We start from the raw sequence: 25,819 nt of genomic DNA, 5'->3' as shown, positions 1-25,819 counted from the left end.
CGCGAGGGCTGCGGGCTACGGCAGGGGACGGGCATTGTACCAACGCAGAGACTCGCCTTCGCGCAGGACGTAACCGTCGGCAACCTTGAGGCGGATGCGGTGGCCGCGCGTGCTGCAGGCCTCGATCTGGTCGAGCAGCTGCTCGAGCTGGGCCTCGCTGGGCACCGCGCCGTGATCGCGCTTGAGCCAGTGGCGCAGGGCGTTGGCGAGACGTTCGCGCGGCAATGCACGCAAGGCGGCCAGCGCAGGCGGCGAGCCCGCGGCCGCGATGTCCCCGGCGGCGACCTCGGTCAGCAGGCCCGACGCCTTGGCCGCGTTGCGTGCCGAGCGCGCGAATGTTTCGTGAAATTGCGGCAGCGCCGCGGCAAGCGCCGGCAGCACCTGCAGCCGGATGCGGTTGCGCGTGTAGCGCAGGTCGGCGTTGCTCGGGTCGTCGATGTGCGCGACGCCGCTGGCGGCGATCCACTCGCGCAGCGCGCTCGCATGCACATCGAGCAGCGGTCGGTGGAAGTCGACGCCATGCCGCTCGATCTGCCGCGGCATGCCGGCCAACCCGTCGAGGCCGGCACCTCGGCTGAGCGCGATGAGCATCGTCTCGACCTGGTCGTCGGCATGCTGGGCCAGCGCGACATGCCGCAGGCCATGGGCCTGGGCCAGCGCCGCCAGCGTCGCGTAGCGCGCCCGGCGCGCCGCGTCTTCAGGGCTCTCGCCGGGCGCATGCCGGGCATCGACACGGCCCACGTGCAGCGGCACGCCCAGCGCGCTGCACGTGGCGGCACAATGGTCCTCGAAGTCGTCGGCCGCCTGCTGCAGGCCGTGATGCACGTGCAGCGCCTGGATCTGTCCGGGCCAGCGCTGCGCCGCGGCATGCAGCAGCGCCGTGGAATCGGCGCCGCCGCTGTAAGCGATGCCCAGCGGCAAGGGCGCCACCCAGGACGCGAGCGCTGGGGCGGCAGGATTCTCCATGGGGTGCGGCAGGCGGGCAATTGCCCGCGCGATGCCTACTTGGCGCTTTCGGCCTTGGTGTCGGCGAAGCGGCCGTAGCTCTGCAAGCGCTCGTAGCGGCGGTCGAGCAGTTCCTTCGGCTTCAGGTCGCTGACCTGGCGGAAGGCGTCGTTGAGGGCACGCTTGAGGAAGGCCGCCATCTGCCGATGGTCGCGATGCGCGCCGCCGACCGGCTCGTTGACGATCTTGTCGACCAGGCCCAGGGCCTTGAGCCGGTGCGCGGTGATGCCGAGCGCATCGGCCGCTTCCTGTGCCTTGTCGCTGGTCTTCCAGAGGATCGAGGCGCAGCCTTCGGGGCTGATCACCGAGTAGATGGAGTACTGCAGCATCAGGAGCTGATCGCCGACCGAGATGGCGAGCGCACCGCCGGAACCGCCCTCGCCGATGATGGTCACGATGACCGGCACCTCGAGCTGCGCCATCTCGAAGATGTTGCGGCCGATGGCTTCGGACTGGCCGCGCTCCTCGGCATCGATGCCCGGGTAAGCGCCCGGCGTGTCGACGAAGGTGAACACCGGCAGCTTGAATTTTTCGGCGGTCTTCATGAGCCTGAGCGCCTTGCGGTAGCCCTCGGGCTTGCTCATGCCGAAGTTGCGCGCGGTCCGCTCCTTGGTGTCGCGGCCCTTCTGGTGGCCCAACACCATGCAGGGCGTGCCGTTGAAGCGCGCCAGGCCGCCGACGATCGAAAGATCGTCCGCAAAGTGGCGGTCGCCGTGCAGTTCGACGAAGTCGGTGAAGATCTCGCCCACGTAGTCGAGCGTGTAGGGCCGTTCCGGATGCCGCGCGATCTTGGTGATCTGCCAGGGCGTCAGGTCGCTGTAGATTTCCTTGGTGAGCTGCAGGCTCTTCTTGCCGAGCTGATCGATCTCTTCCGAAATGTCGACCGCCGATTCGGTCTGTACATAGCGCAGTTCTTCGATCTTGGATTCGAGCTCCGCAACGGGTTGCTCGAAGTCGAGGAAGGTTCGTTTCGCCAACGTCTTCTCCTGTTGTCAGTATGCGACCGGTAGCGGGTCGAGCGATCGCCAAATATACCAAGTCGCGACGCTGCAATACGGTGCCCAGGCCACAGCGACCTCGCGGGCATCGCTGCGGCTCACCGGGTCGCCCGAGAAATAGCTCTGGCTGATGCCGTTGATCAGCCCGATGTCGTCCAGCGGCAGCACGTTGGGTCGCATCAGGTGGAAGATGAGGAACATCTCGGCGGTCCAGCGTCCGATCCCGCGGATCGCGACCAGCTCGGCGACGATCATCTCGTCGGACATGTCTTCCCAGGCGTCGACGTGCACCACGCCCGCATCGAAGTGCAAGGCCAGGTCGACCAGGTACTCGATCTTGCGCGCCGACAAGCCGGCGGCACGCATGTCGTCGACCTTGAGTTTCAGCACGTTGGCCGGCGTCATCCTGCGCGGCAGCTCGGCGAAGCGGTCCCAGACGGACTGCGCCGCCTTCACCGAGATCTGCTGGCCGACGATGCTGCGCGCCAGCGTGGTGAAGGCGTCGCCGCGCGACTCCAGGCAGGCGTCGCCGAACTGCGGGATCAGCCGCTTCATGACGCGGTCTTTCTTGGCCAGGTGCTTGCAGGCTTCTTCCCAGTAGTCGGGGGTGAAGACCTCGATGGTCGGTTTCTTGGCGGCAGGCATTTTTTCTTCTCGACCCCTTACTTGGACACGGTCCACGTCGTACCGGTCGGCGAGTCCTTCAGCACGATGCCCTGGGCGAGCAGATCGTTGCGGATGCGGTCGGCCTGCGCGAAGTTCTTTGCCGCCTTGGCTTCGGCGCGCTGTGCGATCAGGACCTGGATCGAGGCATCGTCGAGCGTGCTGCCGGCCTGCAGGAATTGCTGCGGATCGGCCTGCAGCAGGCCGATGCAGCCGCCCAGCGCCTTCAGCAGCCCGGCAGCCTCGGCCGAGCGCGTGCGGTTCACCTCGCCGGCCAGGTCGAAAAGAACGGCCACCGCTTCGGGCGTGCCGAAGTCCTCGTCCATCGCTGCCTTGAAGCGCGCGGCGTAGGACTCCAGCCAGTCGATCGCGACCGCTGCCGGCGCCACCAGGTGCAGCGCCGTGTAGAGCCGCTTGAGCGAGGCGCGCGCATCGTCGAGGTGCACGTCGCTGTAGTTGAGCGGGCTGCGGTAGTGCGCGCGCACGACGAAGAAGCGCACGGTCTCGGCGTCGTACTGCTTGAGCACGTCGCGGATCAGGAAGAAGTTGCCCAGGCTCTTGGACATCTTCTCGTCGTCGATGTTGATGAAGCCGTTGTGCATCCAGACGCGGGCCAATGGCTTGCCGCTTGCGCCCTCGCTCTGCGCGATTTCATTTTCGTGATGGGGGAACTGCAGGTCCATGCCGCCGCCGTGGATGTCGACCGTCTCGCCGAGCAATTGGCAGGCCATGGCCGAGCACTCGATGTGCCAGCCGGGACGGCCCGCGCCGTAGTCGCTGGACCACTTGACCTCGTCGGGCTCGGCGGGCTTGGCGCTCTTCCACAGGACGGGGTCGAGCGGGTCTTCCTTGCCGTCCAGCACGGCCACGCGCTCGCCGGCATGGAGCTCGTCCAGCGTCTTCCCGCTCAGCTTGCCGTAGCCGGGGAACTTGCGCACCGCATAGTTGACGTCGCCGTTGGTCGAGCGATAGGCCAGGCCTTTCTTCTCGAGCGTGGCGATCATCGACAGCATCTGCGGAATGAATTCCGTGGCGCGCGGTTCGTGCGTGGGCCGCTCGATGCCCAGGGCGTCGGCATCCTCGTGCAGCGCATCGATCATGCGGTCAGTGAGCGCCCGGATGCTCTCGCCGTTCTCCACCGCGCGACGAATGATCTTGTCGTCGATGTCGGTGATGTTGCGCACGTAGTCGACCTCGAACCCCGACTGCTTCAGCCAGCGCTGCACCACGTCGAAGGCGATCATCGAGCGCGCATGGCCCAGGTGGCAGTAGTCGTAGACCGTCATTCCGCACACGTACATGCGCACCCGGCCGGGTTGCAAAGGAGAAAATTCCTCCAGCTCACGCGAGAGCGTGTTGTAGATGCGAAGACTCATGAGGCTCGGAACGCGTCGCTTCGCACCCATGCGATACAGGCGGGCGACAGGGGTTTTTCAGGGGTGTGGATGCTGTGGCAGCGAGGGGTTGAACGCGGCCCCTCGGCTACAATCCACCCCAGTATAAACGGCCGCCGCCGGATATTTTCCGGATGTTTTCGAGGCCCGCGCCCCCATCTCTCGAGGCTTCATGAAGCACGCCGCTCTCCCCTTCCCCATGGTTCTACGCATTCTTTCGGCCCTCCTGTTCGTGCTCGCCGCCGGTGCGGCGCAAGCCGACGACTATGCCGACGTCAACGCATTGCTGCGTCAGGGCAAGTCCCAAGAAGCGCTGGCAAAAGCCGATGCCTACATCGCAGGCAAGCCGCGCGATCCGCAAATGCGCTTCCTGCGCGGCGTGATCCTGACCGAGCAGGGCAAGCAGGCCGACGCGACCGCGGTCTTCACCCAGCTCACGCAGGATTTCCCCGAGCTGCCCGAGCCCTACAACAACCTCGCGGCCCTGTACGCAGCCCAGAGCCAGTTCGACAAGGCCCGTGCCGCGCTCGAAATGGCGATCAAGCTCAACCCGAGCTATGCCACCGCGCACGAAAACCTGGGCGACGTCTACGCCCGCCTCGCCGGCCAGTCCTATGGCCGCGCGCAACAGCTCGAAGCCGGCAACACCACCGTGGCGCCGAAGCTCGCGCTGATCCGCCAGCTCTTCACGACGCCGACCTCCGGCGCGCTGCCGCCCGCGACCAGCGTCATCCGCAAGCCCGTTCGTCAATAAATAGGCCCTCGCTGCCTCCCGTGCAGCGGCACGGCGCAGCGCTCTTCATTCGAAAGCGAGTCCTCTTGAACATGCACGTCCTTTCACGCCGCACGGCACTCGTCCTGGCCGCGAGCCTGGCCATCGCGAGCCCCAGCTGGGCGCAGAGCGCGCCGCGCGTCAAGCTCAGCACCTCGGCCGGCGACATCGTGGTCGAACTCGCGGCGGACAAAGCGCCGAAGACGGTCGAGAACTTTCTGCAGTACGTCAAGGACAAGCACTACGACGGCACGGTGTTCCATCGCGTGATCGACGGCTTCATGATCCAGGGCGGCGGCTTCACGGCCGACCTGCAGCAGAAAGCCACGCGCGCGCCGATCCCGCTCGAGGCCGGCAACGGCCTCAAGAACGACAAGTACACGATCGCGATGGCGCGCACCGGCAACCCCAACTCCGCCACCTCGCAGTTCTTCATCAACGTGAAGGACAACGCGATGCTCAACGCACCCAACCCCGACGGCTACGGCTACACCGTGTTCGGCAAGGTGGTGGCGGGCACCGAGGTGGTCGACAAAATCCGCGCCGCGCGCACGGGCAACAAGAACGGCATGCAGGACGTGCCGGTCGAAACCATCACCATCCAGTCCGCCACCGTGGCGAAGTAACCCAAGGAGCAACCCAATGAGCAATCCCCAAGTCGAACTGCACATCAAGGACCAGGGCGTGATCACGCTCGAACTCGACCAGGACAAGGCGCCGAAGACGGTCGAGAACTTCCTCGCCTACGTGACCAAGGGCCACTACGACAACACCGTGTTCCACCGCGTCATCCCCGGCTTCATGGTGCAGGGCGGCGGCTTCGAGCCGGGCATGACGCAGAAGCCGACCGGCGCCGAGGTCCAGAACGAGGCCAACAACGGCCTCAAGAACGACAACTACACCGTCGCCATGGCCCGCACCAGTGCACCGCATTCGGCGACCGCCCAGTTCTTCATCAACGTGGCCGACAACGGCTTCCTGAACCACACGGCGCCGTCGGCGCAGGGCTGGGGCTACGCGGTGTTCGGCAAGGTCGTCGGCGGCAAGGAAGTGGTCGACAAGATCAAGGCCGTGAAGACCGGCCGCAAGGGCTTCCACGACGATGTGCCGCTCGAAGACGTGGTGATCGAGAAGGCCGTCGTCAAAGACTGATCCATCGATGACGGCTTTCGCCGAGCTCGTGGCCCCTGCGGCGTGGCACACGGTCGACCTCCTCTCCGACCTCCACCTGCAGGCCTCGGATGCGGCCACTTTCGACGCCTGGCGCGGCTATCTGCAAACCACGCCGGCCGATGCGATCTTCATCCTCGGCGACCTGTTCGAGGTCTGGGTCGGCGACGATGCCGCGGCCGAACCCGGCTTCGAAGCGCAATGCGCCGAGTTGCTGCGCACGGCGGCCGAGCGCCGGCCGGTTTTCTTCATGCACGGCAACCGCGACTTCCTGGTCGGCGCAGCATTCGCGGCGCAGTGCAAGCTGACGCTGCTCGACGATCCGACCGTGCTGGTCCTGCATGAGCGGCGCTGGCTGCTGAGCCACGGCGACCTCCTCTGCCTGGAAGACACCGAGTACTTGCAATTCCGCGCCCAGGTGCGAACGCCTGCCTGGCGGAGCGCCTTTCTGGCACGGCCGCTGGCCGAGCGTCGCGCATTGGCCCGCTCGATGCGCACGCAGAGCGAAGACCGCAAGCGCAGTCCCGGCATGGTCTGGGCCGATGTCGATGCGGATGCCGCGCGCGCATGGCTCGCGCAGGCCGGCGCGGCGACGCTGGTCCACGGCCACACGCACCGGCCCGCGACACATGCACTCGGCGATGGGCTCGAGCGCATCGTACTGAGCGACTGGGACCTGACAGCCCACCCGGCGCGCGCCCAATTGCTCTGTCTTTCGAGCGCCGGCGCGCAACGCGTCGATCTGCGCTGATGTTCGGCTGGCTGCGCAACCTGCGCGCCCCGCCCCCGATTCCCGAGCCTGCCTGGCAGGCCACGCTGGCACGCTACCCCTTCCTCGCCGAGCGGCCGGCGGCCGACCTGGAGCGCCTGCGCCGCCTCGCGGCGGAATTCCTGCGCGACAAGGAATTCCACGGCGCGCACGGCTTCGTCATCACCGACGAAGTCGCGCTCGCGGTGGCGGCGCAGGCGGTGCTGCCGGTGCTGCACCTGAGAGGCGGCCTCACCTGGTACGACGATTTCGTCGGCATCGTGGTGCATCCCTCCGAAGCCGTGGCGCGCCGCAAGACGACCGACGAGACCGGCGTGGTGCATGAATACGAAGAGGTGCTGGCCGGCGAGGCCATGGACCGCGGCCCGGTGATGCTGAGCTGGCAGGACGTGCTCGCGAGCAGCGTCACGCGCGACGCGGGCTACAACGTCGTGATCCACGAGTTCGCCCACAAGATCGACATGCGCGGCGGCGCCGCCGATGGCTGCCCGCCGCTGCAGGCCGGCTTCGCAGGCACTTCGTCGGCGCGCGATGCACGCGCCGCCTGGTTCGCTGTGCTGCAGCCGGCCTACGACGCCTTCCGCGAGAAAACCATCGTGGCCGAGCGCTTCGGCGGCGAGCCGCCGTGGCTCGATGCCTACGCCGCCGAATCGCCCGGCGAGTTCTTTGCCGTGGCCTGCGAGGCCTACTTCGTGAACCGCACGCAGCTGGCCGCGGAATTCGCCGAACTGGTGGCCCTGTTCGACGAATTCTTCATCAAGCGCTAGGCGCCCTGCCCCTTATTTGCGCAGCAAGGCCTTGAGCGCGTTCTGCAGCCGGCGCGCCGATGCCGCGTCGTGCGCAGCGGCCAGCACCTTGCCGGCATCCTGCCCCCAGGTCTGGACCGGCGCCGGATCGCCGCGCTTGGTCAGCAGCTTCAGCTGCAGCGCACGGCGTGCATCGAGCTGCTCGGCCGGCGTTGGCACTTCGGCCGCCATCTCGAGGCGCAGCAAGGCCTCGGCCGCATCGTCGGCCGCGGCCGTCGGGCCTGCGGCCAGGGCCTGCGACCACTGGCCGCGCACCGCCGGCGTGACGGCGCGGCCCAGTTCCTGAGCGCTGGGCAGCTTCGACGCGTCGCGCTGCTCCCAGGCGCCGAGCACCTGCGTGAGCGCCTCGCCGTGCGCCTGAGCCGCGAGCTTGCGCAGCGCCAACTCGGCGCGTTCAAGCGCCTCGCGCTGCGCGCGGAAGGCGGCGTCGCCGAGGCGCGGACCGCGGTCCTCGAAGCGCGGCGGGCGGTCGCCGAAGCGGCCTCCGCCGGCGGGCGCGCCGCGATCGTTGGCGCGGGGCGCCCGGTCATTGGGACGGCCGCCCGGCGCGCCGCGGCTGTCGCGGCGATCGCCGAACTTGCCGCCACGTCCAGCCGGCAAGGCCTCGGCCTTCTTGTTGCCGGGACGGTCATCCCCGCGCACGGCGATCACCGGCTTCGGCGCGGGCTTGGGCGGCGCAGCGGGTGCCGGGCTGGCTTCGGCCTCCGCGGCATCGGTGCGCGCGGAGGGGTCGGCACCGTCGGCCGGCGCCACCAGATCGGGCGCCGATGCAGCGGATTCGGCGGGCGCCACGGGCGACGCCTCGGCGTCGCCGGGCGCGGGGGCCTGCTCGGCGCTCTCGCCGAACTCGGCCGCGGCCTGGCCCGGTGCCACCACTTCGGTGGCACCCACCGCGGGACCGTTGGACGTTGCCGTGGACGCAGGCGCAGGCGCTTCGCCGCGCAGCGCGGCTTCGAGCTGCGCGACGGCGGCGCGGATCTTCTGCGCATCGCCGGTGCTGTTGGCGGCATCCAGCGCCTTCGAGGCATTGAGCACGTTGCGGTCGTGCTCGCTCACGGCGGCAGCCGCCTTTTCGCGCTCGGCGCTCTTGCGATTGAAGGCCTCGTCGATCGGCGCGCGGAAGGCGTCCCACAGTTTCTGTTCCTGGCGGCGATCCAGCGGCACGCTCTGGGCCTCGGCCTGCCAGCGCTGCTGCAGCGCCTTGACCGCATCGATGCGCAGCATCGGCGCGGCGCCGAGTTCGGCGGCCTCGGCAATCATCGCCTGGCGCCGTTCGATGCTGGCCTTCTGCTGCGCTTCGAAGGGCGCGCGTGCAGAGCCAAAGGCCTCGTTCCATTGCGGCTGGAGTTCGGCGAACACCTTCTCGCCCACATGGCCGGCATCGCGCCAGCGATCAGCGAACTGGTGCAGCGCGCGGTTGTGCGCCTTGAGATCGGACGCATCCGCGTGCTCCGCGGCCCAGGCCTTCACTTCCTCGATCAGCGCCAGGCGCTGGGCGCGATGCTCGGCCGCGTCGGCGCGCACCTTCTCGAGCCAGGCCTCGACCACCTTGTGGGCTTCGTTGCAGGCTTCGTCGAAGCGCTTCCAGAGCGCGTGATTCGGCACGCCGCCCTGGTCGGCCTGCTTCCATTGCTCGCGCAGGGTGCGCAAGGTTTCCTGCATCTTGCGACCGCCCAGGGCCTGGCCTTCGGGGCGCTTGAGCAGGGCTTCGGCCTTGGCCACCAGTTCTTCACGCACCTTGTCGGCGCTCCAGCGCTGCCAGCCTTCGAGTTCGCCGGCGGCGACCAGGGCCGCATGCACGCGGGCTTCGAGCGGCGGCTCGACCAGCTTGCCGTGCTCCTTGAGCACGGCGCGCAGTGCGGCGGCTGCACCGGCACTGGCCTTGCCATGGCCTTCGGCGGTTTCCTTTTCGAGCTTGGCGAGCGCGGCCTCCACGGCAGCCTGCGCGGCGGCCCGCTTCTCGGGATCGACCTTCGGCACGGGAGGCTTCTGCGCCGCGGGCGCAGCCGCCTCGGCCACGCCGCCACGCGCAACGCGCAGCTCGTCGGCCCAGACCGGCACGGGCGGCAGCGGCGCGGCCGCATCCTCGGCCGCCGCGATGGTCTGCGCCAGCGCCTGGTGGAAAGCATCGGACACCACCAGCAACTGCGCCTTGGAGGACTCCAGCTGCGGCGCGAACTTGGCGTCGAGGCTGTTCCAGTTGCCGTCGGCCGTGATCTCCGCGGCCTGCTGCTGCCAGTGCGCGACGTCGGCGCGCAAGGCTTCTTCGGCGGCCTGCGCATCGCGCCAGCTCTTGGTCGACAGCACTTCGAAGCGCTGCGCCAGCAGCACGGCGGCCTCGCGATGGACCTGAGCGCGATGCTGCAGGTCCTCGATGCCCTTCACGCGTTCGGCCAACCGGGCCTTGAAGCCGGCCAGCGGCTCGCGCGACAGGGGCGCACCCGCCTTGGCCGCGTCGCGCTGCCAGGCCAGCGCGTCGGCGATGTTGAGCTTGGGCTGGGCCAGCAGCGCCTCGGCCTTGTGCGCCCATTCGGCGGCAATGGCTTCCTGGCCCTTGGCGCGCTTGAGCTCGTCGAGCTTCTCGCGCAGCAGGCGCGCGGCGCCCTTGTCGCGGCCGCTCAATTCCTTGAAGACCTCCTGCATCTGCTCGGGCGCCGGATTGCCCGCGAGCCAATCGCGGATGCGCTGGGCACGCTCACCCGAGGTCGGTGCAGTGAAGGCGCCGCCGGTCATCGTGTCGAGGGACTGGAGGTCGTTGGGCTTGGTGGAAGTTGAAGTCACTGCGCGAATGTCGTTATCTGAAGAAGAAAAGCGAAGGCGCCGGCATTTGCCGGCGCACTCCGCCATTTTCACCGACTTGTGCCCTGCTTTCAGCGGGTCGCCAGATTCAGTTCGGCACCTGGTTTCCAATCGTTGCCGGCAGCCTTCGTACGCACGGCACCGAGGAACAGCCGCTCGCTGGGAAGCTTCTGGGCCAGCAGGTAGTCGCGCACCACGGCGCCGCGCTCCACGGCGAGTTGCCGCATCGAATCCTCGTCGACCGGGATGCTGGCCATGAGCAGGTCTTCCATCTCCTTGGTCGGAAGATCCTTCGCCAGCCCGATCATGTTGCGCGGCTTGGTGATCTCGGAGCGCTTGTACACCGCGGCCAGCAACTCCGGGTATTCGGCATCGGTGAGGGGCGTGACTTCGGCTGCATTCTGGCTGCCGCTGCGCGCCGCGGCGCGGCGTTTCTCGGTCTGGGCGAGTGCGCGCAGGCGCTGGCGCTGGTAGGACTCGCGCTCCTGCTCGAGGCTGGCGGTGCCGACCACGGTCATCTGCAGCCCGGGTCGGTCCGTGAGCGCCTTCACCACCTTGTCGAGGCTTTCCTTGGCGGCCGGCGAAAGATCCGAACTGCCGGGCGCGAAAGTGATCGCGCTCGACTCGCCGCTGCCGCCGCCCAGTCCGCCCGTGAGCAGGCTGAACGGCGAGGTGGCGGCCTTGACGATCAGGTTCACGATCGCTTTGAAGATCAGCGGGCCGAGGCTGAACTGCGGATCGTTGAGTGAGCCGCTGACGGGAAAGTCGATGTCGATCACGCCATTGCGGTCGGCCAGCAGGGCGACGGCCAGGCGCACCGGCAGGCTGTTCGGCGCGCCCTGCACTTCGTCGCCGAACTGCAGCTGGTTGAGCACCAGCTTGTTGGTGGCGGTGAGCTGGCCGTCGGGCGTGATCTTGTAGGTGACGTTCATGCTGAGCTTGCCGCGCTCGATGCCGTGCCCGGCGTAGCGCACCGAGTACGGCGACAGCGGCGGCAGATCGAGCTCGCGCATCTTGGCCGTGATGTCGAGTTCGAGCGGCTTGGCCAGCGGATTGAGCTTGCCGGTGATCTCGAGCTGGGCGGTTTGCTGCGCCTTGCCGCGCAATTCGAGATCGGCCAGCGCTGGCTTGTCGCCTTGCGGCTTCGACGAGAAGGCGCTGAGCTTGCCGGTCAGCTCGCTGAGGTCGGCGGAATAATTGGGCTTGACGAACAGATCGGTGAAATCGATGCGTCCGTTGACCATGCTCATCGGACCGAAATTGATGACCGGCGCCGGGCCGCCGCTGTCGGGCGCAGGCGCTTTGGCCACAGCCGCCGGGGCCGGTGCGGCGGTCTCGGTTGCGCCGCCGACCATGGCTTCCGCCGAGACGGGGGCGCCTCCCGAGCGTGCGGCGGGCTTGGCGGTGGTCGTGGTGGTCGTGCCGCCGAGGCTGCGGCGCGTGGTGGGTTCGCCTGCCGGCGCTACGGCGGCGGTCGTCTGGCCGGGCTTCTTGGTGAGGTCCTGCAGGTTGAGGCGACCGGCCGGATCGACGATCACGCGGGCGAAGAAGTCGGTCAGGGTGGTTTCGCGCACGTCCACGGCCAGCGGCGCGCTGGGCGCCATGTTGACTTGCAGGCCACGCAGGCTCAGTGTCTTCCAGCTCAGGATCTGGTTGCTGCGGGTCGCCAAGCCCGGCGACTGGGTCAGCGCTGCGCTGTTGGCGCGGAAGTCGTCCAGCGCCGTATCGCCGGCCAGCTTGAGACTCATGCCCGCGGGTGCCGTCGCGAACTTGACCGTGCCGCGGTAGTTGGCGAACGCGCGCCGGATGTCGATGTTCAGTGCATCGGCGTAGTAGGCCTTGAAGGCATGGGCCGGAATGGCGGCCACCTCCAGCCGACCCTCGGCCGCCACCGGCTTGAGCACGACCGAACCCTTGTAATCGAAGCGCCCGGCTTCCGCGCGGCCGGCACCGATGCGCCCCGAAAGCTGCAAGGGCGAAGCGGTGGCGCTGTTGGGAGCGATCTTCTGCGCGTTGAGTTTCAGCGCGCTGATCTCGAAGGCCACCGGTGTGGCGCCGGCCTTGTCCGAATAAGAGAGCGCGCCATTGTCGACCGCCACCGTGCCGATGGAAAGCTCCCACGGCTTGGTGTTGGCGCCCGGCGCAGCGGCCGCCCCGGCGGGCTTGGGAGCCGCGACCTTGGCAGCCGCGCCGTTGCTCTGGCTGCCGCCCGCCGGGGTTTTCAGCCAGCGTTCGAACATCCAGCGCTTTTCGTTGTCGCGCTCGACGACGACCTTGGGACTGGTGGCCGTGAACGAAGCGATCGCGAGCGTGTGCTTCGTCATGTCGACTTCGGCATCCACGAGCTCGAAGCGCCCGACGCTCGCCAGCGCGGTCTTGGCCTGCGTCAGCGCGAGCCCGTCGGCCGCGACGCGGCGCGCCTTGAGCTTCAGATCGGGCTGGGCCCAGGCCACGTCGATCTGGCCGCTGAGCTTGCCGTCGAGCGTGGGCTCCAGGCTCTGCGCGAGGTACGGGGCCGCCAGCGACAACGGCAAGCCCTCAACCTCGGTCTGGACCTTGGCCACCTTGTCGGTCGCCTCGCCGCTGAACTTGAGGGGGGCCCCGCCGACCGAGGTGGAACCGCTGAAAGGCGCCGGCTTGTCCATCGGCCAGGTCAGGGCGCTGGCTTCGATGTTGAGCTGCTTCACGTCGATGGCCGCGGCCGGCTGGGTGGTCTGGTCGCGCCAGCCGATCTCGCCGCCGGAAAGCGCCAGCTTGTCGACCCGAACCCGCCAGGCCGGCTGCTCGGCCGGCTTCGGTACAGGTTCGCCGTTCGTGTTGGGTGCCGCGGCGGGTGTCACTTTTTCGGTTGCGCCGGTGGCCCGGTCGGTGGCCAGCAGGTTGAGCTGCCCGGCTGCATCGCGCGCCACGACCAGCTGCGGCGCGGCCAGCGCCACCTCGCCCAGATGCACCACGCGCTCCAGCGGCCGGACGTCGGCCAGCGCAACCTTGAGCGAATCGAAGCCGAGCAGATCGCGCCCCTTCGAATCCGCCAGCTTGATGCTGTGCGCCGCGACCGTGCCGGAGAGCTTGAGGCCCGCGGTGGCGGTGCGTTCGAAGTCGATCTTGAGGTCCGCGTCGAGCTTGCCGGCGCGCAGGGCGACCGGCAGGCCGCCGGGGATGTAGCCCAGGTAAGGCACCAGGTCCAGATCCTTGAAGTGCACCTGCGCGTCGGTCTTGCGGCTTTCCGCGAAGGGCGTGGCGAAAGCGGCCGAATCGAATCCGCTGCCGTTCAGGACGAAGGCCAGCTTGGGCTCGGTCTTGATTTCGCGCTGCGAAGGCAGATTGCTGAGAAAGGGTACCTTGAGCACGAGGTCGCGCAGCTCGTGCCTGCGCTTGACGGTCTGGTCGTCGAAATCGACCGCGCCGCCGGTGATGGCGATGTTGTAGATCGCGAAGCGCGGCGGCTCGCTCTTGGGCGCGTCGGGCGCGCTGGCGAGCTTGGCCAGGATGTCGTCGATGTCGTACTTGCCGTCCGCCAGGTGCGTCAGCAGGATGGCCGGCGCGTCGATGGCAATGGCATCGATCACCGGCGCCAGACGCAGGATCGATTGCAGCTCCGCATCGGCATAGATGCGCGCCACCGCCACCTGGGGCTGGCTGCCGTCGGCCGTGGCGATGCGCAGGTCCTTCAGCGTCAGCTCGAGCGTCCAGGGCTTGAAGTCGATCTTGCCGACCGTAACCTGGCGACCCAGCTTTTCGCTCGCGACCTTCTGGATCTGGCTCTTGGCGATCGGCGGCACCGCCAACCAGGCAAGCAGCCAGAGACCGAGCAGTACCAGCAACGCCAGCACTCCCCGTCGCACCCATTTGTTCTGTTTCAGCGAAGCAGCATTCATCATCGGGGGCGAGTGTGCCGCAAAAGTGCGAGCACCTTCCCAGAAAGAAGAAAGCCCGGTGGCTCGACGCGAAGTCTGGCCTCCGGGCTCGATGGCGGGCGCAACGCCCATGCCATCTTTTCGCTCGACCGGAAGTGAATTTGTTCCGACCGTGCTGGCAGCAAGAGATTGCCACCGTTGGGCCTCGGCCGCTGAACCGTTCGATTGCTCTTCCGGTTGCTGGACCTTGGTTTAACGCCTGAAAGCTCAGGCCTCCTCAGGGTAGGCGCGCGCTCCAAGGATTGCAAATGAGCTTTTCAATGGATCGGCGGCCGGCGATTCGCCCCCCTTTTCAAGCCTTGTTAGCATAAAAACTCAAATCCTTATTCTTGACCGTGTATTTAGCCCCTCCTAGAATCCGCGTAGCCCCCGCCGCCACTTGGCAGCCGGGACTCCACCAATATCCGCTGCTGAATTCTTTCGGCTTAGTCAGGTGGCCGCGCTCCACTCCCCCTCCTTGCGCGGAACCTGATTCGTACCAATCCAAGCGCCGCTGCCTTCGACCATCGCCCTTCTGGCGCTGCGACTCAGGTGCCGCACAGAAAGGAAGAGCGATGAAACAGGCGTTTGAAGCCACGGCCCGCGGGCTGCGGACCGTCGTGTCCGATGTGGCCGACGGTTTTTTCGAGATCACCCACAACGGCTTTGCCCTGGTCGGCTTGGCCATCGTGTTCGCTGCGCTGGCGCTGGCCGCGCGCCCGGACCTGCGCCAGTCCGGCGAAGAACAGCTCATGGGCTGGCTCCAGTCGCGCAAGCCGCCGCCGGAGGCAACCGATCTCGAGCCGACGGCCATCGACCGCACCACGGCGGCGAGCCCGCACGAGCTGCCCAAGCAGCAGGCCGCCGTCGCCTACTGGCTGAGCAAGAAGTACCGCGTGGCCGTCGAGCCGTTGAGCGTGCTGGTGGCCGAAGCCTTCGAACTCGGCAAGCGCACCAAGCTCGACCCGACCCTGATCCTGGCCATCATGGCGGTCGAATCCAGCTTCAACCCCTTTGCCCAGAGCCAGGTCGGCGCCCAGGGCCTGATGCAGGTGATGACCCGCGTGCACGGCGAGAAGTACGAACGCGCGGGCGGCACCCTGACCGCCTTCGATCCGGTGACCAACATGCGCGTGGGCGTCAAGGTGCTGCAGGAATGCATCGCGCGCGCAGGTTCGCTCGAGGGCGGCCTCAAGTTCTATGTCGGCGCCGCCAATCTGCCCGACGACGGCGGCTATGCCGGCAAGGTGCTGGCCGAACATGCGCGCCTGCAGCAGGTGGTCGGCGGACGCACGCCGCCCACCACCACGCCGACACCGCCCGGCATGCGGGCGCAGCCGCTGCCCGTGGTGGCACCCGCCAAGCCGGAAGCGAACACGCAGAGCGTGGCGTTGCTGTCCGATCTGTAGGCCCTTTCGAAGACGGCGGCCATCGCCGTCAGCTACACTCGACCGGCACGCGACTGGCGATAGGCGCAACCCTTTTCAGGTGCATTGCGCTGACGTGGAACACCACTGGGAAGCGTGCCGCCCGCGGTCTTGAGCAGGCGTTCAGCCGTTCGCCTGGGCAGCCCTTGTTTGGTTGAAGAACAAGGACCATCGTCTTAAAGGACTGCCATGTACAACCGCAATATCCTGGTCGAACAGACCGATCCCGAAATCTGGGCCGCCATCCAGGCCGAGCATGCCCGGCAGGAACAGCACATCGAGCTGATCGCGAGCGAGAACTACGCGTCGCCTGCCGTGATGGCCGCGCAAGGCACGCAGCTCACCAACAAGTACGCCGAAGGCTATCCCGGCAAGCGCTATTACGGCGGCTGCGAACATGTCGACGTGGCCGAGCAGCTGGCGATCGACCGCGTCAAGCAGCTCTTCGGCGCCGACGCGGCCAACGTGCAGGCGCATTGCGGCGCCTCAGCCAACGAGGCCGTCATGCTGGCCTTCCTGAAGCCTGGCGACACCATCATGGGCATGAGCCTGGCCGAAGGCGGCCACCTGACCCACGGCATGCCGCTCAACATGAGTGGCAAGTGGTTCAACGTCGTGAGCTACGGCCTGAACGACAAGGAAGAGATCGACTACGACGCGATGGAGCGCAAGGCGCACGAATCGATGCCCAAGTTGATCATCGCGGGCGCCTCGGCCTACTCGCTGCGCATCGATTTCGAGCGCTTCGCCAAGGTGGCCAAGGACGTCGGCGCCATCTTCATGGTCGACATCGCCCACTACGCGGGTCTGGTCGCCGCCGGCGTCTACCCGAACCCCGTGCCGCACGCGGACGTGGTGACCTCCACCACCCACAAGAGCCTGCGCGGACCGCGCGGCGGCATCATCCTGATGAAGTCGCAGCACGAGAAGGCGATCAACAGCGCCATCTTCCCGGGCCTGCAGGGCGGACCGCTGATGCACGTGATCGCGGCCAAGGCGGTGGCCTTCAAGGAGGCGCTCTCGCCCGAGTTCAAGGCCTACCAGCAGCAGGTGGTCAAGAACGCGCAGATCGTTGCCGAAACGCTCACCGGGCGCGGCCTGCGCATCGTGAGCGGCCGCACCGAGAGCCATGTGATGCTGGTCGACCTGCGCGCCAAGGGCATCACCGGCAAGGAAGCCGAGGCCGTGCTGGGCAGCGCCCACATGACGATCAACAAGAACGCGATCCCGAACGATCCGGAAAAGCCGATGGTCACGAGCGGCGTGCGCATCGGCACCCCGGCGCTGACCACGCGCGGTTTCAAGGACGAGGAGGCGCGCGCCACCGCGAACCTGATCGCCGACGTGCTGGACAACCCGCGCGATGCCGCCACCATCGAAGCGGTGCGTGCGAAGGTGCATGCACTGACCAGCCGCTTTCCCGTCTACGGTTGAACCGAAAGTGACCGCATGAAGTGCCCCTTTTGCGGTCACCTCGAAACGCAGGTCGTCGAGACCCGCGTTTCGGAAGACGGCGACTTCGTGCGGCGCCGCCGGCAGTGCGGCGCCTGCGACAAGCGCTTCACCACCTACGAACGGCCGGACGTCAATTTCCCGGTCGTGGTCAAGAAGGACGGCAGCCGCGCCGACTTCGATCCCAAGAAGGTCCGCGCCTCGATGATGCTGGCGCTGCGCAAGCGGCCGGTGAGCATCGAGCAGATCGACCATGCGCTGCTGCGCATCGAGCAGAAGCTCCTGTCCAGCGGCTTGCGGGAAATCGAATCGACCAAGGTGGGCGAACTGGTGATGCGGGAGCTCAAGCGCATGGACAAGGTGGCGTACGTGCGCTTTGCTTCGGTTTACAGAAGCTTTGAGGATGTGGACGAGTTCCGGCAGTTGCTGCGGGATATCTGAGACGCACCGGAAGCGGCACCTCTGACGCCGGTATTCGTGATCGTCAGAGCACCGCAGGCGTCGGAGGCCATCTGCCGTGGCGTCTACGGCACGCCGTGCGAGGAATGAGTTGAAGCTCGGCACAGCCAACGACGCCAGGGTCGCCAAGAGCGCAACCACGACCAACAGTTCGAGTAAAACCGCAAATCCCTGCAGGTCGCCGGCGAGACCCGTCCCGGCCCGAGCAAAATGGTCGCTTCATACATTCAATCCGCGCCGACAGGCCGGCGCGAACTTCCTCCCCTGGCTCAATCAATTCGGCGCGAAGTCTAAATTCCGGAAGCGATGCATGAACAAATCTTTCGACAAACGGACTGAATTGAAGGATCAGCGGAAATCTCGCTAAATCTGAATCAAATCTGAATTTGAAGAATTGCGAATTGACGCCCCCATGAATAGAGATATCCAGGCCATGGCGCAGGCGCTCGATCTCGCCCGTCAGGCGAGCGTCGAGGCGGAGCCGAATCCCCGTGTCGGTTGCGTTTTGCTCGACGAAGAAGGCGCGGTGATCGGTCAAGGCTCCACGCAAACGGTGGGCGGCCCTCATGCGGAAATCATGGCCTTGCGCGACGCCGCCGCCCGCAATTGCCCGATCAAAGGCGCCACGGCCTATGTGACGCTCGAGCCCTGCTCGCACCATGGCCGCACCGGCCCCTGCTGCGACGCATTGATCGCGGCCGGCATCAAGAAAGTCGTGGCGTCCATCGCCGATCCCAATCCGCTGGTCGCCGGCCAGGGTTTCGAGCGCCTGCGCGCCGCCGGCGTCGAATTGGAGGTCGGCGCGGGCGCTGATGAATCGCGTGAACTCAACCTCGGCTTTTTCAGCCGCATGGTCCGCAAGACGCCCTGGGTGCGGCTCAAGGTCGCCGCTTCGCTCGACGGCAAGACGGCGCTGGCCAACGGCACCAGCCAATGGATCACTTCGGAAGCAGCGCGCACAGACGGCCACGCCTGGCGCGCGCGCGCAAGTGCGGTACTGACGGGTGTCGGCACCGTACTCGAAGACGATCCGCGCCTCGATGTGCGGCTGGTCCCAACGCCGCGGCAGCCCCATCTCGTGGTGGTCGACAGCCATTTGCAGACGCCGCCGGAGGCAAAGATCTTCGGCGCGGCCCGGCCCGTCTGGATCTATGCCGCCAACCGGAACGACGCCAGGCAGGCCGCGCTGGAGGCCAAGGGCGCGACGGTCAGCTACCTCGCCAACCCCCAGGGCAAGGTCGACCTCGCGGCCATGCTGCGCGATCTCGCCGTGCGCGAGGTCAATGAACTCCATGTCGAGGCTGGCCACAAGCTCAACGGCTCGCTGATCCGCGAAGGGCTGGTCGACGAACTGCTGGTTTACTTGGCGCCAAAGTTCATCGGAGACGGGCTCGGCATGGCCAGCCAGCCGCATGCATCGGGCCCCCTGACCGTGCTTGGCGATGCATTGGCGCTCGAATTCAAGTCCTTCGAGCCGGTCGGCCCGGACCTGCGAATCGTCGCCCGGGTCGCTGGTCGAGACCGCTTTTAGGGTTTGGCCGAGCGGCCTTCGCATCTCTGCGAAAATGCCGCGATGTTCACCGGAATCATTACCGGCGTGGGGCGCATCGCCGCCGTCCGCGACCTCGGCAGCTCTTCATCCCACGGCAAGCGGCTCAGCATCGCGGTGCCCGACGGCTATCTGGCCGACGTGGGTCTCGGTGACAGCATCGCGCTCAACGGCGCCTGCATGACCGTCACCTCCCTCGACCCGGCGAAGCAGCTCTTCACCATCGACATCTCGGCCGAATCGCTGGACAAGACGGCCGGCCTCGCCGAAGAAGCGGGCCGCGTCAACCTCGAGAAGGCACTGCGCGCCAGCGACCGGCTCGGCGGCCACATCGTGTCGGGCCACGTGGATGGCATCGGCACGGTCAGCCACTTCGCGCCGGTGGGCGAAAGCTGGGAGCTGCGTGTGCTGGCGCCGCCCGCGCTCGCCCGCTTCCTGGCCTACAAGGGCTCGATCACCGTCAACGGCGTGAGCCTCACGGTCAACAGCGTGAGCGACGGCGCTGACGGCAGCGAGATCAGCATCAACCTGATTCCGCACACGGTCGAAAACACCGCGCTCGGCAGCCTGAAGCAAGGCAGCCGCGTCAACCTCGAGATCGACACCGTCGCCCGCTACGTGGAGCGCATGCTCCAGGCCGGCGCCCTGCCCGTCCCACAGAAAGACAAGACCCCATGAACGCCTCCGTCACGCCGATCACCGCCCCGCGCAGCGGCCGGGCGCCCGCGCCGATTTCGTCGGTCGAAGAGATCGTGGCCGAGCTCGCCGCGGGCCGCATGGTGATCCTGGTCGACGAGGAAGACCGCGAGAACGAGGGCGACATCGTGCTCGCGGCCGACCACGTGACGCCCGAGGCCATCAACTTCATGGCACGCCATGCGCGCGGCCTGATCTGCCTCACGCTCTCCCGCGAGATGTGCGAGCGGCTGCAGCTGCCGCCGATGGTGGCGCGCAACGGCGCCAAGCACTCGACCGCCTTCACCGTGTCAATCGAGGCGGCCGAGGGCGTGACCACCGGCATTTCCGCCGCCGACCGCGCGCGCACCGTGCAGGCCGCCGTCGCACCGAATGCCGTCGCGGCCGACCTGGTGCAGCCCGGCCATATCTTTCCGCTGCAGGCTGTCGACGGCGGCGTGCTGATGCGCGCAGGCCACACCGAGGCCGGCTGCGACCTCGCCGCCATGGCCGGTTGCTCACCCGCGTCCGTGATCTGCGAGGTGATGAACGAGGACGGCACCATGGCGCGGCTGCCCGACCTGCAGCTCTTCGCCGCCGAGCACGGCATCAAGATCGGCACCATCGCCGCACTGATCGAGCACCGCAGCCGCACCGAGTCGCTGGTCGAAAAGGTCGGCTGCCGCGAAATCCACACCGCCTGGGGCTGGTTCACCGCCCATGCCTTCCGCGACAAGCCCAGCCACGGCGTGCACCTGGCGCTGGTGCGCGGCAACTGGAATCCGGGCGACACGGTGGACGTGCGCGTGCACGAGCCGCTCTCGGTGCTCGACGCGCTGGAAGTCAACCGTTCGCTGCACTCGTGGAGCCTCGATGCCAGCCTGGCCCACATCGCGGCCGAAGGCAAGGGCGTGGCCGTGCTGCTCAACTGCGGCGAGACCGGCGCCGAGCTGCTGTCGCAGTTCGACGGCACTGCACGGCCCGCGCAGGCGCCGGAACGTGGGCGCATGGACCTGCGCAGCTACGGCATCGGCGCGCAGATCCTGCGCGAGTGCGGCGTGCACAGGATGAACCTGTTGGGCACGCCGCGCCGCATGCCCAGCATGGCAGCAGGTTACGGCCTGGAGATCGCGGGCTACATCACGAAAGAAGAGCAATGAAGAAGAACACACACGCGAGGCGGGAAGCCTAATGCAGCACGCGAACAAGGGCAGCGATGTCACGCTCGACGGCAAGGGCCTGCGCATCGGCATCGTGCAGGCGCGCTTCAACGAAGACATCACCAACGCCCTGGCCGAGGCCTGCCTGGGCGAGCTCCGAGTGCTCGGCGTCGCCGACGCCGACATCGACCATGTCAGCGTGCCGGGCGCGCTCGAGGTGCCGGTCGCGCTGCAGGCCCTGGCCGAGCGCAACCGCTACCAGGCGCTGATCGCGCTGGGCTGCATCATCCGCGGCGAGACCTACCACTTCGAGCTGGTGGCCAACGAATCGGGCGCGAGCGTGAGCCGCATCGCGCTCGACTACCGCATTCCGGTCGCCAACGCGATCCTCACCACCGAAAACCTCGAACAGGCCATCGCGCGGCAGACCGACAAGGGCCGCGATGCGGCGCGCGTGGCCGTCGAGATGGCGCAGCTGCTCGCCACCCTTTCATGACCGAAGACAACAAGACCGCCAGCGACAAGCCGCGCCAATCCCGCACGGGGCTGACCAGCACGGGCGCACGCAAGGCCTCCGCCAAGTCGACCCGCAGCCGCGCGCGCGAGTTCGCGCTGCAGGCGCTCTACCAGCACCTGGTGGGACGCAACGACGCCGCGTCCATCGACCAGTTCACGCGCGACCTGGCCGGCTTCCACAAGGCCGACGCGGCGCACTACGACGCGCTGCTGCACGGCTCGATCGCGGCCGCGGGCGAGCTCGATGCGCTGATCGTGCCGCTGCTCGACCGCAAGCTCGAAGAGATCTCGCCGGTCGAGCACGCCGTGATGTGGATCGGCGTCTACGAATTCCAGCACTGCCTCGACGTGCCCTGGCGTGTGGTGCTGAACGAATGCATCGAGCTCGCCAAGGAGTTCGGCGGCACCGACGGCCACAAGTACGTGAACGCGGTGCTCAACGGCCTCGCGCCGCAACTGCGCCCGGCCGAGGTCGAAGCCGATCGAGCGACGGGCAAGGCACGGCCATGAGAATTTCGAAGCGCGCCGAGCGCATCGAGCCCTTCTACGTGATGGAAGTCGCCAAGGCGGCCTCCGCGCTGGCGCGCGAAGTCGCGCACACCGATCGGCCGATGATCTTCCTCAACATCGGCGAGCCCGACTTCACCGCGCCGCCGCTGGTGCAAGAAGCCGCCGCACGCGCCGTGCGCGCGGGCGCGACGCGGTACACGCATGCGATCGGCCTCGACCACCTGCGCGAGCGCATCAGCGGCTGGTACCGCGAACGCTTCGGCGCCGACGTGCCGGCGCGCCGCATCGTCGTCACGGCCGGTGCATCGGCCGCGCTGCAGCTGGCCTGCCTGGCGCTGATTGAGGCCGGCGACGAGATGCTGCTGCCCGACCCCAGCTATCCCTGCAACCGCCACTTCGTGAGCGCGGCCGACGGCCGTGCCGTGCTGGTGCCGACCACGGCCGCCGAGCGCTTCCAGCTCAGCGCCGCCAAGGTCGAAGACGCCTGGACCGAACGCACGCGCGGCGTGCTGCTCGCATCGCCCTCCAACCCGACCGGCACCTCGATCGCGCCCGACGAGCTGCGCCGCATCCACGAGGTGGTGTCGAAGCGCGGCGGCATCACGCTGATCGACGAGATCTACCTTGGCCTGTCCTACGACGACGCCTTCGGCCACACCGCGCTCGCGATCGACGACCAGGTCATCAGCATCAACAGCTTCAGCAAGTACTTCAACATGACCGGCTGGCGCCTCGGCTGGCTGGTGGTGCCCGATGCGCTGGTGCCGGTGGTCGAGCGGCTGGCGCAGAACCTTTTCATCTGCGCGAGCACCGTCTCGCAGTATGCGGCGCTCGCCTGCTTCGAGCCCGAGAGCATCGCCGAGTACGAGCGCCGCCGCGCCGAGTTCAGGGCCCGGCGCGACTGGTTCATTCCGCAGCTCGACGCGCTGGGCCTCAAGGTGCCGGTGGTGCCCGACGGCGCCTTCTATGCCTGGGCCGACTGTTCTGCCTTCGGCGAGAAGCTCGGCATCTCGAACAGCTGGGACTTCGCCTTCGAAGCGATGAAGAAAGCCCATCTCGCGATCACGCCGGGCCGCGACTTCGGCTCGGCCGAAACCGCCCGCTTCGTGCGCTTCTCGACGGCCAGCTCGATGGCGCATCTCGAGGAATCGGTGGAGCGCCTGCGCGCCTGGGCCGGCGCCACCGTCGCTGCATGAGCTTCGCATTTCCGATCCGCGTCTACTGGGAAGACACCGATGCCGGCGGCATCGTCTTCTATGCTAACTACCTCAAGTACATGGAGCGTGCCCGCACCGAGTGGCTGCGCTCGCTCGGCATCGCGCAAGGCCGGCTGCGCGAAGAGACCGGCGGCATCTTCGTAGTCAGCGAGACGCAGCTCAAGTACCACCGCCCGGCGCGGCTCGACGACGAACTGCTGGTTACAGCCGAGCTGCGTCAGATGGGCTCCGCGTCCCTGATAATCGGCCAGCGCGTGCTATCAAATTCAGAGCACGGTCCGGCCACCGGCCCGGCGCCCGATACTGCGGTCCTTTGCGAAGGCACGATCCGCATCGGCTGGGTCGACGCGGCCACGCTGCGGCCCGCGCGCATCCCACCCCAAGTTTCGGGAACCCTCGGGCGCCATGCCGGCTCCATGTCTCAACCTCAGAAGCCATGAATCAAGACCTGTCGATCCTTTCCCTCCTGCTCCATGCCAGCCTTCCGGTGCAGTTTGTCGTGGCCTTGCTGCTCGTGGTATCCGTCGCCAGCTGGGCGGCCATCTTCCGCAAGTTCTTCTCTCTCAAGCGCACGCGCGCGCTCAACGACGACTTCGAACGCGAGTTCTGGTCCGGCACTAGCTTGAACGAACTGTTCTCCTCGGCTGCGCAGAACGCCAAGTTCGCCGGCCCGATGGAACGTATCTTCGCTTCCGGCATGCGCGAGTACCAGAAGCTGCGCGAGCGCCATGTCTCCGACGCCGGCACGCTGCTCGACGGCGCACGCCGCGCGATGCGCGCGAGCTTCCAGCGCGAGCTCGATGCGGTGGAGCAGAACCTGTCCTTCCTCGCCACCGTCGGTTCGGTCTCGCCCTATGTCGGCCTGTTCGGCACGGTGTGGGGGATCATGCATGCCTTCACCGGCCTCGCAGCGCTGGCGCAGGTGACGCTCTCCACCGTCGCTCCCGGCATCGCAGAAGCGCTGGTCGCCACCGCCATCGGCCTCTTCGCCGCCATTCCGGCCGTGGTGGCCTACAACCGCTTCGCCCGCGAGATCGACAAGATCGCGATCGCGCTCGAGACCTTCATCGAAGAGTTCTCGAACATCCTGCAGCGCAACCTGACGGCCCACGTCAACCCGGCATCGGTGACGCCGGCGACCGGCCGCTGAAGCGGAGCACCACGCCATGCCAGCAATGTCCTCCCGCGGCCGCGGCCGCCGAACGATCAACGAGATCAACATGGTCCCGTTCATCGACGTGATGCTGGTGCTCCTGATCATCTTCATGGTCACGGCGCCGCTGATCACGCCGAGCGTGATCAACCTGCCCACGGTGGATCGCGCCAACAAGCAGCCCGACAAGCCGATCGAGATCGTCATCAAGAGCGACGACGAGGTCCAGATCAAGAAGGACCCGTCCACCGGCAGCGGCGCCACCTCGATCCCCATGACGCAGATCGGCACGGCGGCCAAGACCGCGCAGGGCGGCGACGACCAGCGGCCGGTGGTCATCAGCGCCGACAAGTCGGTCAAGTACGAGACGGTGGTCAAGGCGATGAACGCGCTCAAGAGGAGCGGCGTCGAGCGCGTCGGCCTTTCGGTCACGACCACGGGCGCCAAGTGATGGCCTTGGCCTCTTCGCTGATGTCGCTCGGCGCCGATCGCCCGGAGTTCGCGCCGCCGCCGCAACGCGGCACGCCGCGTGCCGTGCTGCTGGCGCTGCTGGCGCATGGGCTGCTCATCATCGCGCTGACCTGGGGCGTGAGCTGGCGCCGCGAAGCGGAGGACGCCGCGATCGAGGCCGAGCTCTGGTCGTCGACCGTGCAGCAGGCCGCGCCGCGCCTCACTGCGCCGCCGGTTCCGACGCCACCCACTCCGGCGCCTGCACCGACGCCGGCACCACCCCCTCCGCCGCCACCTCCCCCGCAGGCGCGAGCACCCGAACCCGCGCCGGCGCCGCGTGCGCCCGACATCGCGCTCGAACGCGAGAAGAAGCTGAAGGAGCAGAAGGAGCGCGAGCTGGAGCAGCAGCAACAGAAGAAGCTCGAAGCCGCGAAGAAAGCGGCGCAGGAGAAGAAGGAACAGGAAGCCCGGGAGCGCGCCGAGGACGAAGCCGAGCGCAAGAAGGAACAGCAGCAGAAGTTGGCCGAGGCGAAGAAGAAGCAGGAAGCCGAAGCCGCGAAGAAGAAGGAAGCCGATGCGAAGGCGGCTGCGCAGGCCGCGGCCGACCGTGCAGCCACGCTCAAGCGCATGCAGGGTCTGGCGGGCGCCAGCGGTGACGACAACTCGAAAGGGGCTGCGCTGAAGGCCTCCGGCCCTTCGGGCGGCTACGGAGCTCGGATCGCGGCAGCTGTGCGCCCCAACATCGTCTACCCCGATGCCGATCTCGTGAGCGGCAATCCGACCGCGGAATTCGACGTCAACTTGGCGCCCGATGGCACGATCGTGGGTGTCAAGCTACGCAAATCGAGCGGTTTGGCGAGTTGGGACGATGCCGCAGAGCGCGGGCTGCGTAGAACGGAAAAGGTACCGCGCGACGTAGATGGCCGCATCTTCCCTTCGCTGACAGTGGTGCTTCAACCAAAGCAGCGCTGAAAGCGCC

Annotated in this window: 24 protein-coding genes and 1 riboswitch; of the genes, 18 read left to right on the top strand and 6 right to left on the bottom strand. The window is 67.5% G+C overall.

Features of this window, described 5'->3' with window-relative positions:
- Positions 1-15: 15 nt before the first annotated feature.
- From tilS to cysS, 4 genes are read right to left on the bottom strand one after another with little or no spacing between them, the layout of a single operon-like run.
- Positions 16-966: a tRNA lysidine(34) synthetase TilS gene (gene tilS / locus ACSQ9A_RS11800; protein ID WP_436303784.1), complete on the bottom strand. Its 951-nt coding sequence runs from the start codon at positions 964-966 to the stop codon at positions 16-18.
- A gap of 35 nt (positions 967-1,001) precedes the next feature.
- Positions 1,002-1,982, bottom strand: a complete 981-nt coding sequence (locus ACSQ9A_RS11795) for an acetyl-CoA carboxylase carboxyltransferase subunit alpha (protein WP_093109138.1) — start codon at positions 1,980-1,982, stop codon at positions 1,002-1,004.
- Positions 1,983-1,997: 15 nt separating this feature from the next.
- Positions 1,998-2,648, bottom strand: a complete 651-nt coding sequence (locus tag ACSQ9A_RS11790) for a DNA-3-methyladenine glycosylase family protein (protein ID WP_093109137.1) — start codon at positions 2,646-2,648, stop codon at positions 1,998-2,000.
- 17 nt (positions 2,649-2,665) lie between these two features.
- Positions 2,666-4,042: a cysteine--tRNA ligase gene (gene cysS / locus ACSQ9A_RS11785; RefSeq protein ID WP_436303783.1), complete on the bottom strand. Its 1,377-nt coding sequence runs from the start codon at positions 4,040-4,042 to the stop codon at positions 2,666-2,668.
- Between the two features lie 217 nt (positions 4,043-4,259).
- Between cysS and ACSQ9A_RS11780 the strand changes: the two genes are divergently transcribed.
- From ACSQ9A_RS11780 to ACSQ9A_RS11760, 5 genes are all read left to right on the top strand, one after another.
- Entirely contained in the window at positions 4,260-4,814 is a 555-nt protein-coding gene (locus ACSQ9A_RS11780) for a tetratricopeptide repeat protein (protein ID WP_436303782.1), read from the top strand.
- Between the two features lie 71 nt (positions 4,815-4,885).
- A complete protein-coding gene (locus ACSQ9A_RS11775; protein WP_093109135.1) occupies positions 4,886-5,458 on the top strand; it encodes a peptidylprolyl isomerase in 573 nt (190 codons plus the stop codon).
- Between the two features lie 16 nt (positions 5,459-5,474).
- Complete coding sequence (locus ACSQ9A_RS11770; protein ID WP_436303781.1) at positions 5,475-5,984, top strand: peptidylprolyl isomerase; 510 nt, start codon at positions 5,475-5,477, stop codon at positions 5,982-5,984.
- A gap of 7 nt (positions 5,985-5,991) precedes the next feature.
- Positions 5,992-6,753, top strand: coding sequence for a UDP-2,3-diacylglucosamine diphosphatase (locus ACSQ9A_RS11765; RefSeq protein ID WP_436303780.1), 762 nt, complete (start codon positions 5,992-5,994; stop codon positions 6,751-6,753).
- Positions 6,753-7,538, top strand: a complete 786-nt coding sequence (locus ACSQ9A_RS11760) for a zinc-dependent peptidase (protein WP_436303779.1) — start codon at positions 6,753-6,755, stop codon at positions 7,536-7,538. Before ACSQ9A_RS11765 ends, ACSQ9A_RS11760 begins: the two co-directional genes overlap by 1 nt.
- Before the next feature lie 12 nt (positions 7,539-7,550).
- Here the strand turns inward: ACSQ9A_RS11760 and ACSQ9A_RS11755 are convergent, their stop codons facing one another.
- Both ACSQ9A_RS11755 and ACSQ9A_RS11750 read right to left on the bottom strand, forming a co-directional pair.
- Positions 7,551-10,358 carry a DUF349 domain-containing protein gene (locus ACSQ9A_RS11755; RefSeq protein ID WP_436303778.1) on the bottom strand — a complete coding sequence of 936 codons (2,808 nt, stop codon included), beginning with the start codon at positions 10,356-10,358 and terminating at the stop codon, positions 7,551-7,553.
- A gap of 89 nt (positions 10,359-10,447) precedes the next feature.
- Positions 10,448-14,254, bottom strand: coding sequence for a DUF748 domain-containing protein (locus tag ACSQ9A_RS11750; RefSeq protein ID WP_436303777.1), 3,807 nt, complete (start codon positions 14,252-14,254; stop codon positions 10,448-10,450).
- A gap of 593 nt (positions 14,255-14,847) precedes the next feature.
- Between ACSQ9A_RS11750 and ACSQ9A_RS11745 the strand changes: the two genes are divergently transcribed.
- From ACSQ9A_RS11745 to tolA, 13 genes are all read left to right on the top strand, one after another.
- Positions 14,848-15,681 (top strand): transglycosylase SLT domain-containing protein, encoded by an 834-nt coding sequence (locus ACSQ9A_RS11745; protein WP_436292487.1) that lies wholly within the window; start codon positions 14,848-14,850, stop codon positions 15,679-15,681.
- A gap of 39 nt (positions 15,682-15,720) precedes the next feature.
- Positions 15,721-15,847, top strand: a riboswitch (ZMP/ZTP riboswitch).
- A gap of 41 nt (positions 15,848-15,888) precedes the next feature.
- Positions 15,889-17,133 (top strand): serine hydroxymethyltransferase, encoded by a 1,245-nt coding sequence (gene glyA, locus ACSQ9A_RS11740; RefSeq protein ID WP_436292486.1) that lies wholly within the window; start codon positions 15,889-15,891, stop codon positions 17,131-17,133.
- 15 nt (positions 17,134-17,148) lie between these two features.
- Positions 17,149-17,592 carry a transcriptional regulator NrdR gene (gene nrdR / locus ACSQ9A_RS11735; protein WP_093109128.1) on the top strand — a complete coding sequence of 148 codons (444 nt, stop codon included), beginning with the start codon at positions 17,149-17,151 and terminating at the stop codon, positions 17,590-17,592.
- A 430-nt stretch (positions 17,593-18,022) separates the two neighbouring features.
- Positions 18,023-19,141 (top strand): bifunctional diaminohydroxyphosphoribosylaminopyrimidine deaminase/5-amino-6-(5-phosphoribosylamino)uracil reductase RibD, encoded by a 1,119-nt coding sequence (gene ribD, locus ACSQ9A_RS11730; protein ID WP_436303776.1) that lies wholly within the window; start codon positions 18,023-18,025, stop codon positions 19,139-19,141.
- A 42-nt stretch (positions 19,142-19,183) separates the two neighbouring features.
- The gene (locus tag ACSQ9A_RS11725; protein WP_436303775.1) at positions 19,184-19,837 is read left to right on the top strand and encodes a riboflavin synthase; all 654 of its coding nucleotides are present in this window, start codon (positions 19,184-19,186) and stop codon (positions 19,835-19,837) included.
- Positions 19,834-20,994, top strand: a complete 1,161-nt coding sequence (gene ribBA, locus ACSQ9A_RS11720) for a bifunctional 3,4-dihydroxy-2-butanone-4-phosphate synthase/GTP cyclohydrolase II (protein ID WP_436303774.1) — start codon at positions 19,834-19,836, stop codon at positions 20,992-20,994. Before ACSQ9A_RS11725 ends, ribBA begins: the two co-directional genes overlap by 4 nt.
- Before the next feature lie 31 nt (positions 20,995-21,025).
- Entirely contained in the window at positions 21,026-21,490 is a 465-nt protein-coding gene (gene ribH, locus ACSQ9A_RS11715; protein WP_436303773.1) for a 6,7-dimethyl-8-ribityllumazine synthase, read from the top strand.
- The gene (gene nusB, locus ACSQ9A_RS11710) at positions 21,487-22,020 is read left to right on the top strand and encodes a transcription antitermination factor NusB (RefSeq protein ID WP_436303772.1); all 534 of its coding nucleotides are present in this window, start codon (positions 21,487-21,489) and stop codon (positions 22,018-22,020) included. Before ribH ends, nusB begins: the two co-directional genes overlap by 4 nt.
- The gene (locus tag ACSQ9A_RS11705; protein WP_436303771.1) at positions 22,017-23,216 is read left to right on the top strand and encodes a pyridoxal phosphate-dependent aminotransferase; all 1,200 of its coding nucleotides are present in this window, start codon (positions 22,017-22,019) and stop codon (positions 23,214-23,216) included. The genes nusB and ACSQ9A_RS11705 overlap by 4 nt, the downstream gene beginning before the upstream one ends.
- Positions 23,213-23,677, top strand: a complete 465-nt coding sequence (gene ybgC, locus ACSQ9A_RS11700) for a tol-pal system-associated acyl-CoA thioesterase (RefSeq protein WP_093109122.1) — start codon at positions 23,213-23,215, stop codon at positions 23,675-23,677. The genes ACSQ9A_RS11705 and ybgC overlap by 4 nt, the downstream gene beginning before the upstream one ends.
- Entirely contained in the window at positions 23,674-24,387 is a 714-nt protein-coding gene (tolQ, locus tag ACSQ9A_RS11695; protein ID WP_093109121.1) for a protein TolQ, read from the top strand. The genes ybgC and tolQ overlap by 4 nt, the downstream gene beginning before the upstream one ends.
- 16 nt (positions 24,388-24,403) lie before the next feature.
- On the top strand, positions 24,404-24,841 hold the full coding sequence (locus tag ACSQ9A_RS11690; RefSeq protein ID WP_093109120.1) for an ExbD/TolR family protein: 438 nt from the start codon (positions 24,404-24,406) through the stop codon (positions 24,839-24,841).
- 20 nt (positions 24,842-24,861) lie between these two features.
- Complete coding sequence (gene tolA / locus ACSQ9A_RS11685; RefSeq protein WP_093109256.1) at positions 24,862-25,812, top strand: cell envelope integrity protein TolA; 951 nt, start codon at positions 24,862-24,864, stop codon at positions 25,810-25,812.
- The last annotated feature ends 7 nt before the right edge of the window (positions 25,813-25,819 follow it).

It is taken from the genome of Variovorax sp. LjRoot290 (genome assembly GCF_964253985.1).
GTDB lineage: Bacteria > Pseudomonadota > Gammaproteobacteria > Burkholderiales > Burkholderiaceae_C > Variovorax.
The sequence above is the reverse complement of the archived record's forward strand: the minus strand, read 5'-3'. Positions and strand labels throughout refer to the sequence as shown.

Coding starts and splice junctions, on each gene's coding strand:
- nrdR (WP_093109128.1), top strand. CDS start 17,149: ATGAAGTGCCCCTTTTGCGGTCACCTCGAAACGCAGGTCGTCGAGACC.
- tolQ (WP_093109121.1), top strand. CDS start 23,674: ATGAATCAAGACCTGTCGATCCTTTCCCTCCTGCTCCATGCCAGCCTT.
- ACSQ9A_RS11775 (WP_093109135.1), top strand. CDS start 4,886: ATGCACGTCCTTTCACGCCGCACGGCACTCGTCCTGGCCGCGAGCCTG.
- ACSQ9A_RS11790 (WP_093109137.1), bottom strand. CDS start 2,648: ATGCCTGCCGCCAAGAAACCGACCATCGAGGTCTTCACCCCCGACTAC.
- ACSQ9A_RS11750 (WP_436303777.1), bottom strand. CDS start 14,254: ATGAATGCTGCTTCGCTGAAACAGAACAAATGGGTGCGACGGGGAGTG.
- glyA (WP_436292486.1), top strand. CDS start 15,889: ATGTACAACCGCAATATCCTGGTCGAACAGACCGATCCCGAAATCTGG.
- ybgC (WP_093109122.1), top strand. CDS start 23,213: ATGAGCTTCGCATTTCCGATCCGCGTCTACTGGGAAGACACCGATGCC.
- ACSQ9A_RS11725 (WP_436303775.1), top strand. CDS start 19,184: ATGTTCACCGGAATCATTACCGGCGTGGGGCGCATCGCCGCCGTCCGC.
- ACSQ9A_RS11690 (WP_093109120.1), top strand. CDS start 24,404: ATGCCAGCAATGTCCTCCCGCGGCCGCGGCCGCCGAACGATCAACGAG.
- ribD (WP_436303776.1), top strand. CDS start 18,023: ATGAATAGAGATATCCAGGCCATGGCGCAGGCGCTCGATCTCGCCCGT.
- ACSQ9A_RS11705 (WP_436303771.1), top strand. CDS start 22,017: ATGAGAATTTCGAAGCGCGCCGAGCGCATCGAGCCCTTCTACGTGATG.
- tilS (WP_436303784.1), bottom strand. CDS start 966: ATGGAGAATCCTGCCGCCCCAGCGCTCGCGTCCTGGGTGGCGCCCTTG.
- ACSQ9A_RS11780 (WP_436303782.1), top strand. CDS start 4,260: ATGGTTCTACGCATTCTTTCGGCCCTCCTGTTCGTGCTCGCCGCCGGT.
- tolA (WP_093109256.1), top strand. CDS start 24,862: ATGTCGCTCGGCGCCGATCGCCCGGAGTTCGCGCCGCCGCCGCAACGC.
- ACSQ9A_RS11760 (WP_436303779.1), top strand. CDS start 6,753: ATGTTCGGCTGGCTGCGCAACCTGCGCGCCCCGCCCCCGATTCCCGAG.
- cysS (WP_436303783.1), bottom strand. CDS start 4,042: ATGAGTCTTCGCATCTACAACACGCTCTCGCGTGAGCTGGAGGAATTT.
- ACSQ9A_RS11770 (WP_436303781.1), top strand. CDS start 5,475: ATGAGCAATCCCCAAGTCGAACTGCACATCAAGGACCAGGGCGTGATC.
- nusB (WP_436303772.1), top strand. CDS start 21,487: ATGACCGAAGACAACAAGACCGCCAGCGACAAGCCGCGCCAATCCCGC.
- ACSQ9A_RS11765 (WP_436303780.1), top strand. CDS start 5,992: ATGACGGCTTTCGCCGAGCTCGTGGCCCCTGCGGCGTGGCACACGGTC.
- ACSQ9A_RS11745 (WP_436292487.1), top strand. CDS start 14,848: ATGAAACAGGCGTTTGAAGCCACGGCCCGCGGGCTGCGGACCGTCGTG.
- ribH (WP_436303773.1), top strand. CDS start 21,026: ATGCAGCACGCGAACAAGGGCAGCGATGTCACGCTCGACGGCAAGGGC.
- ribBA (WP_436303774.1), top strand. CDS start 19,834: ATGAACGCCTCCGTCACGCCGATCACCGCCCCGCGCAGCGGCCGGGCG.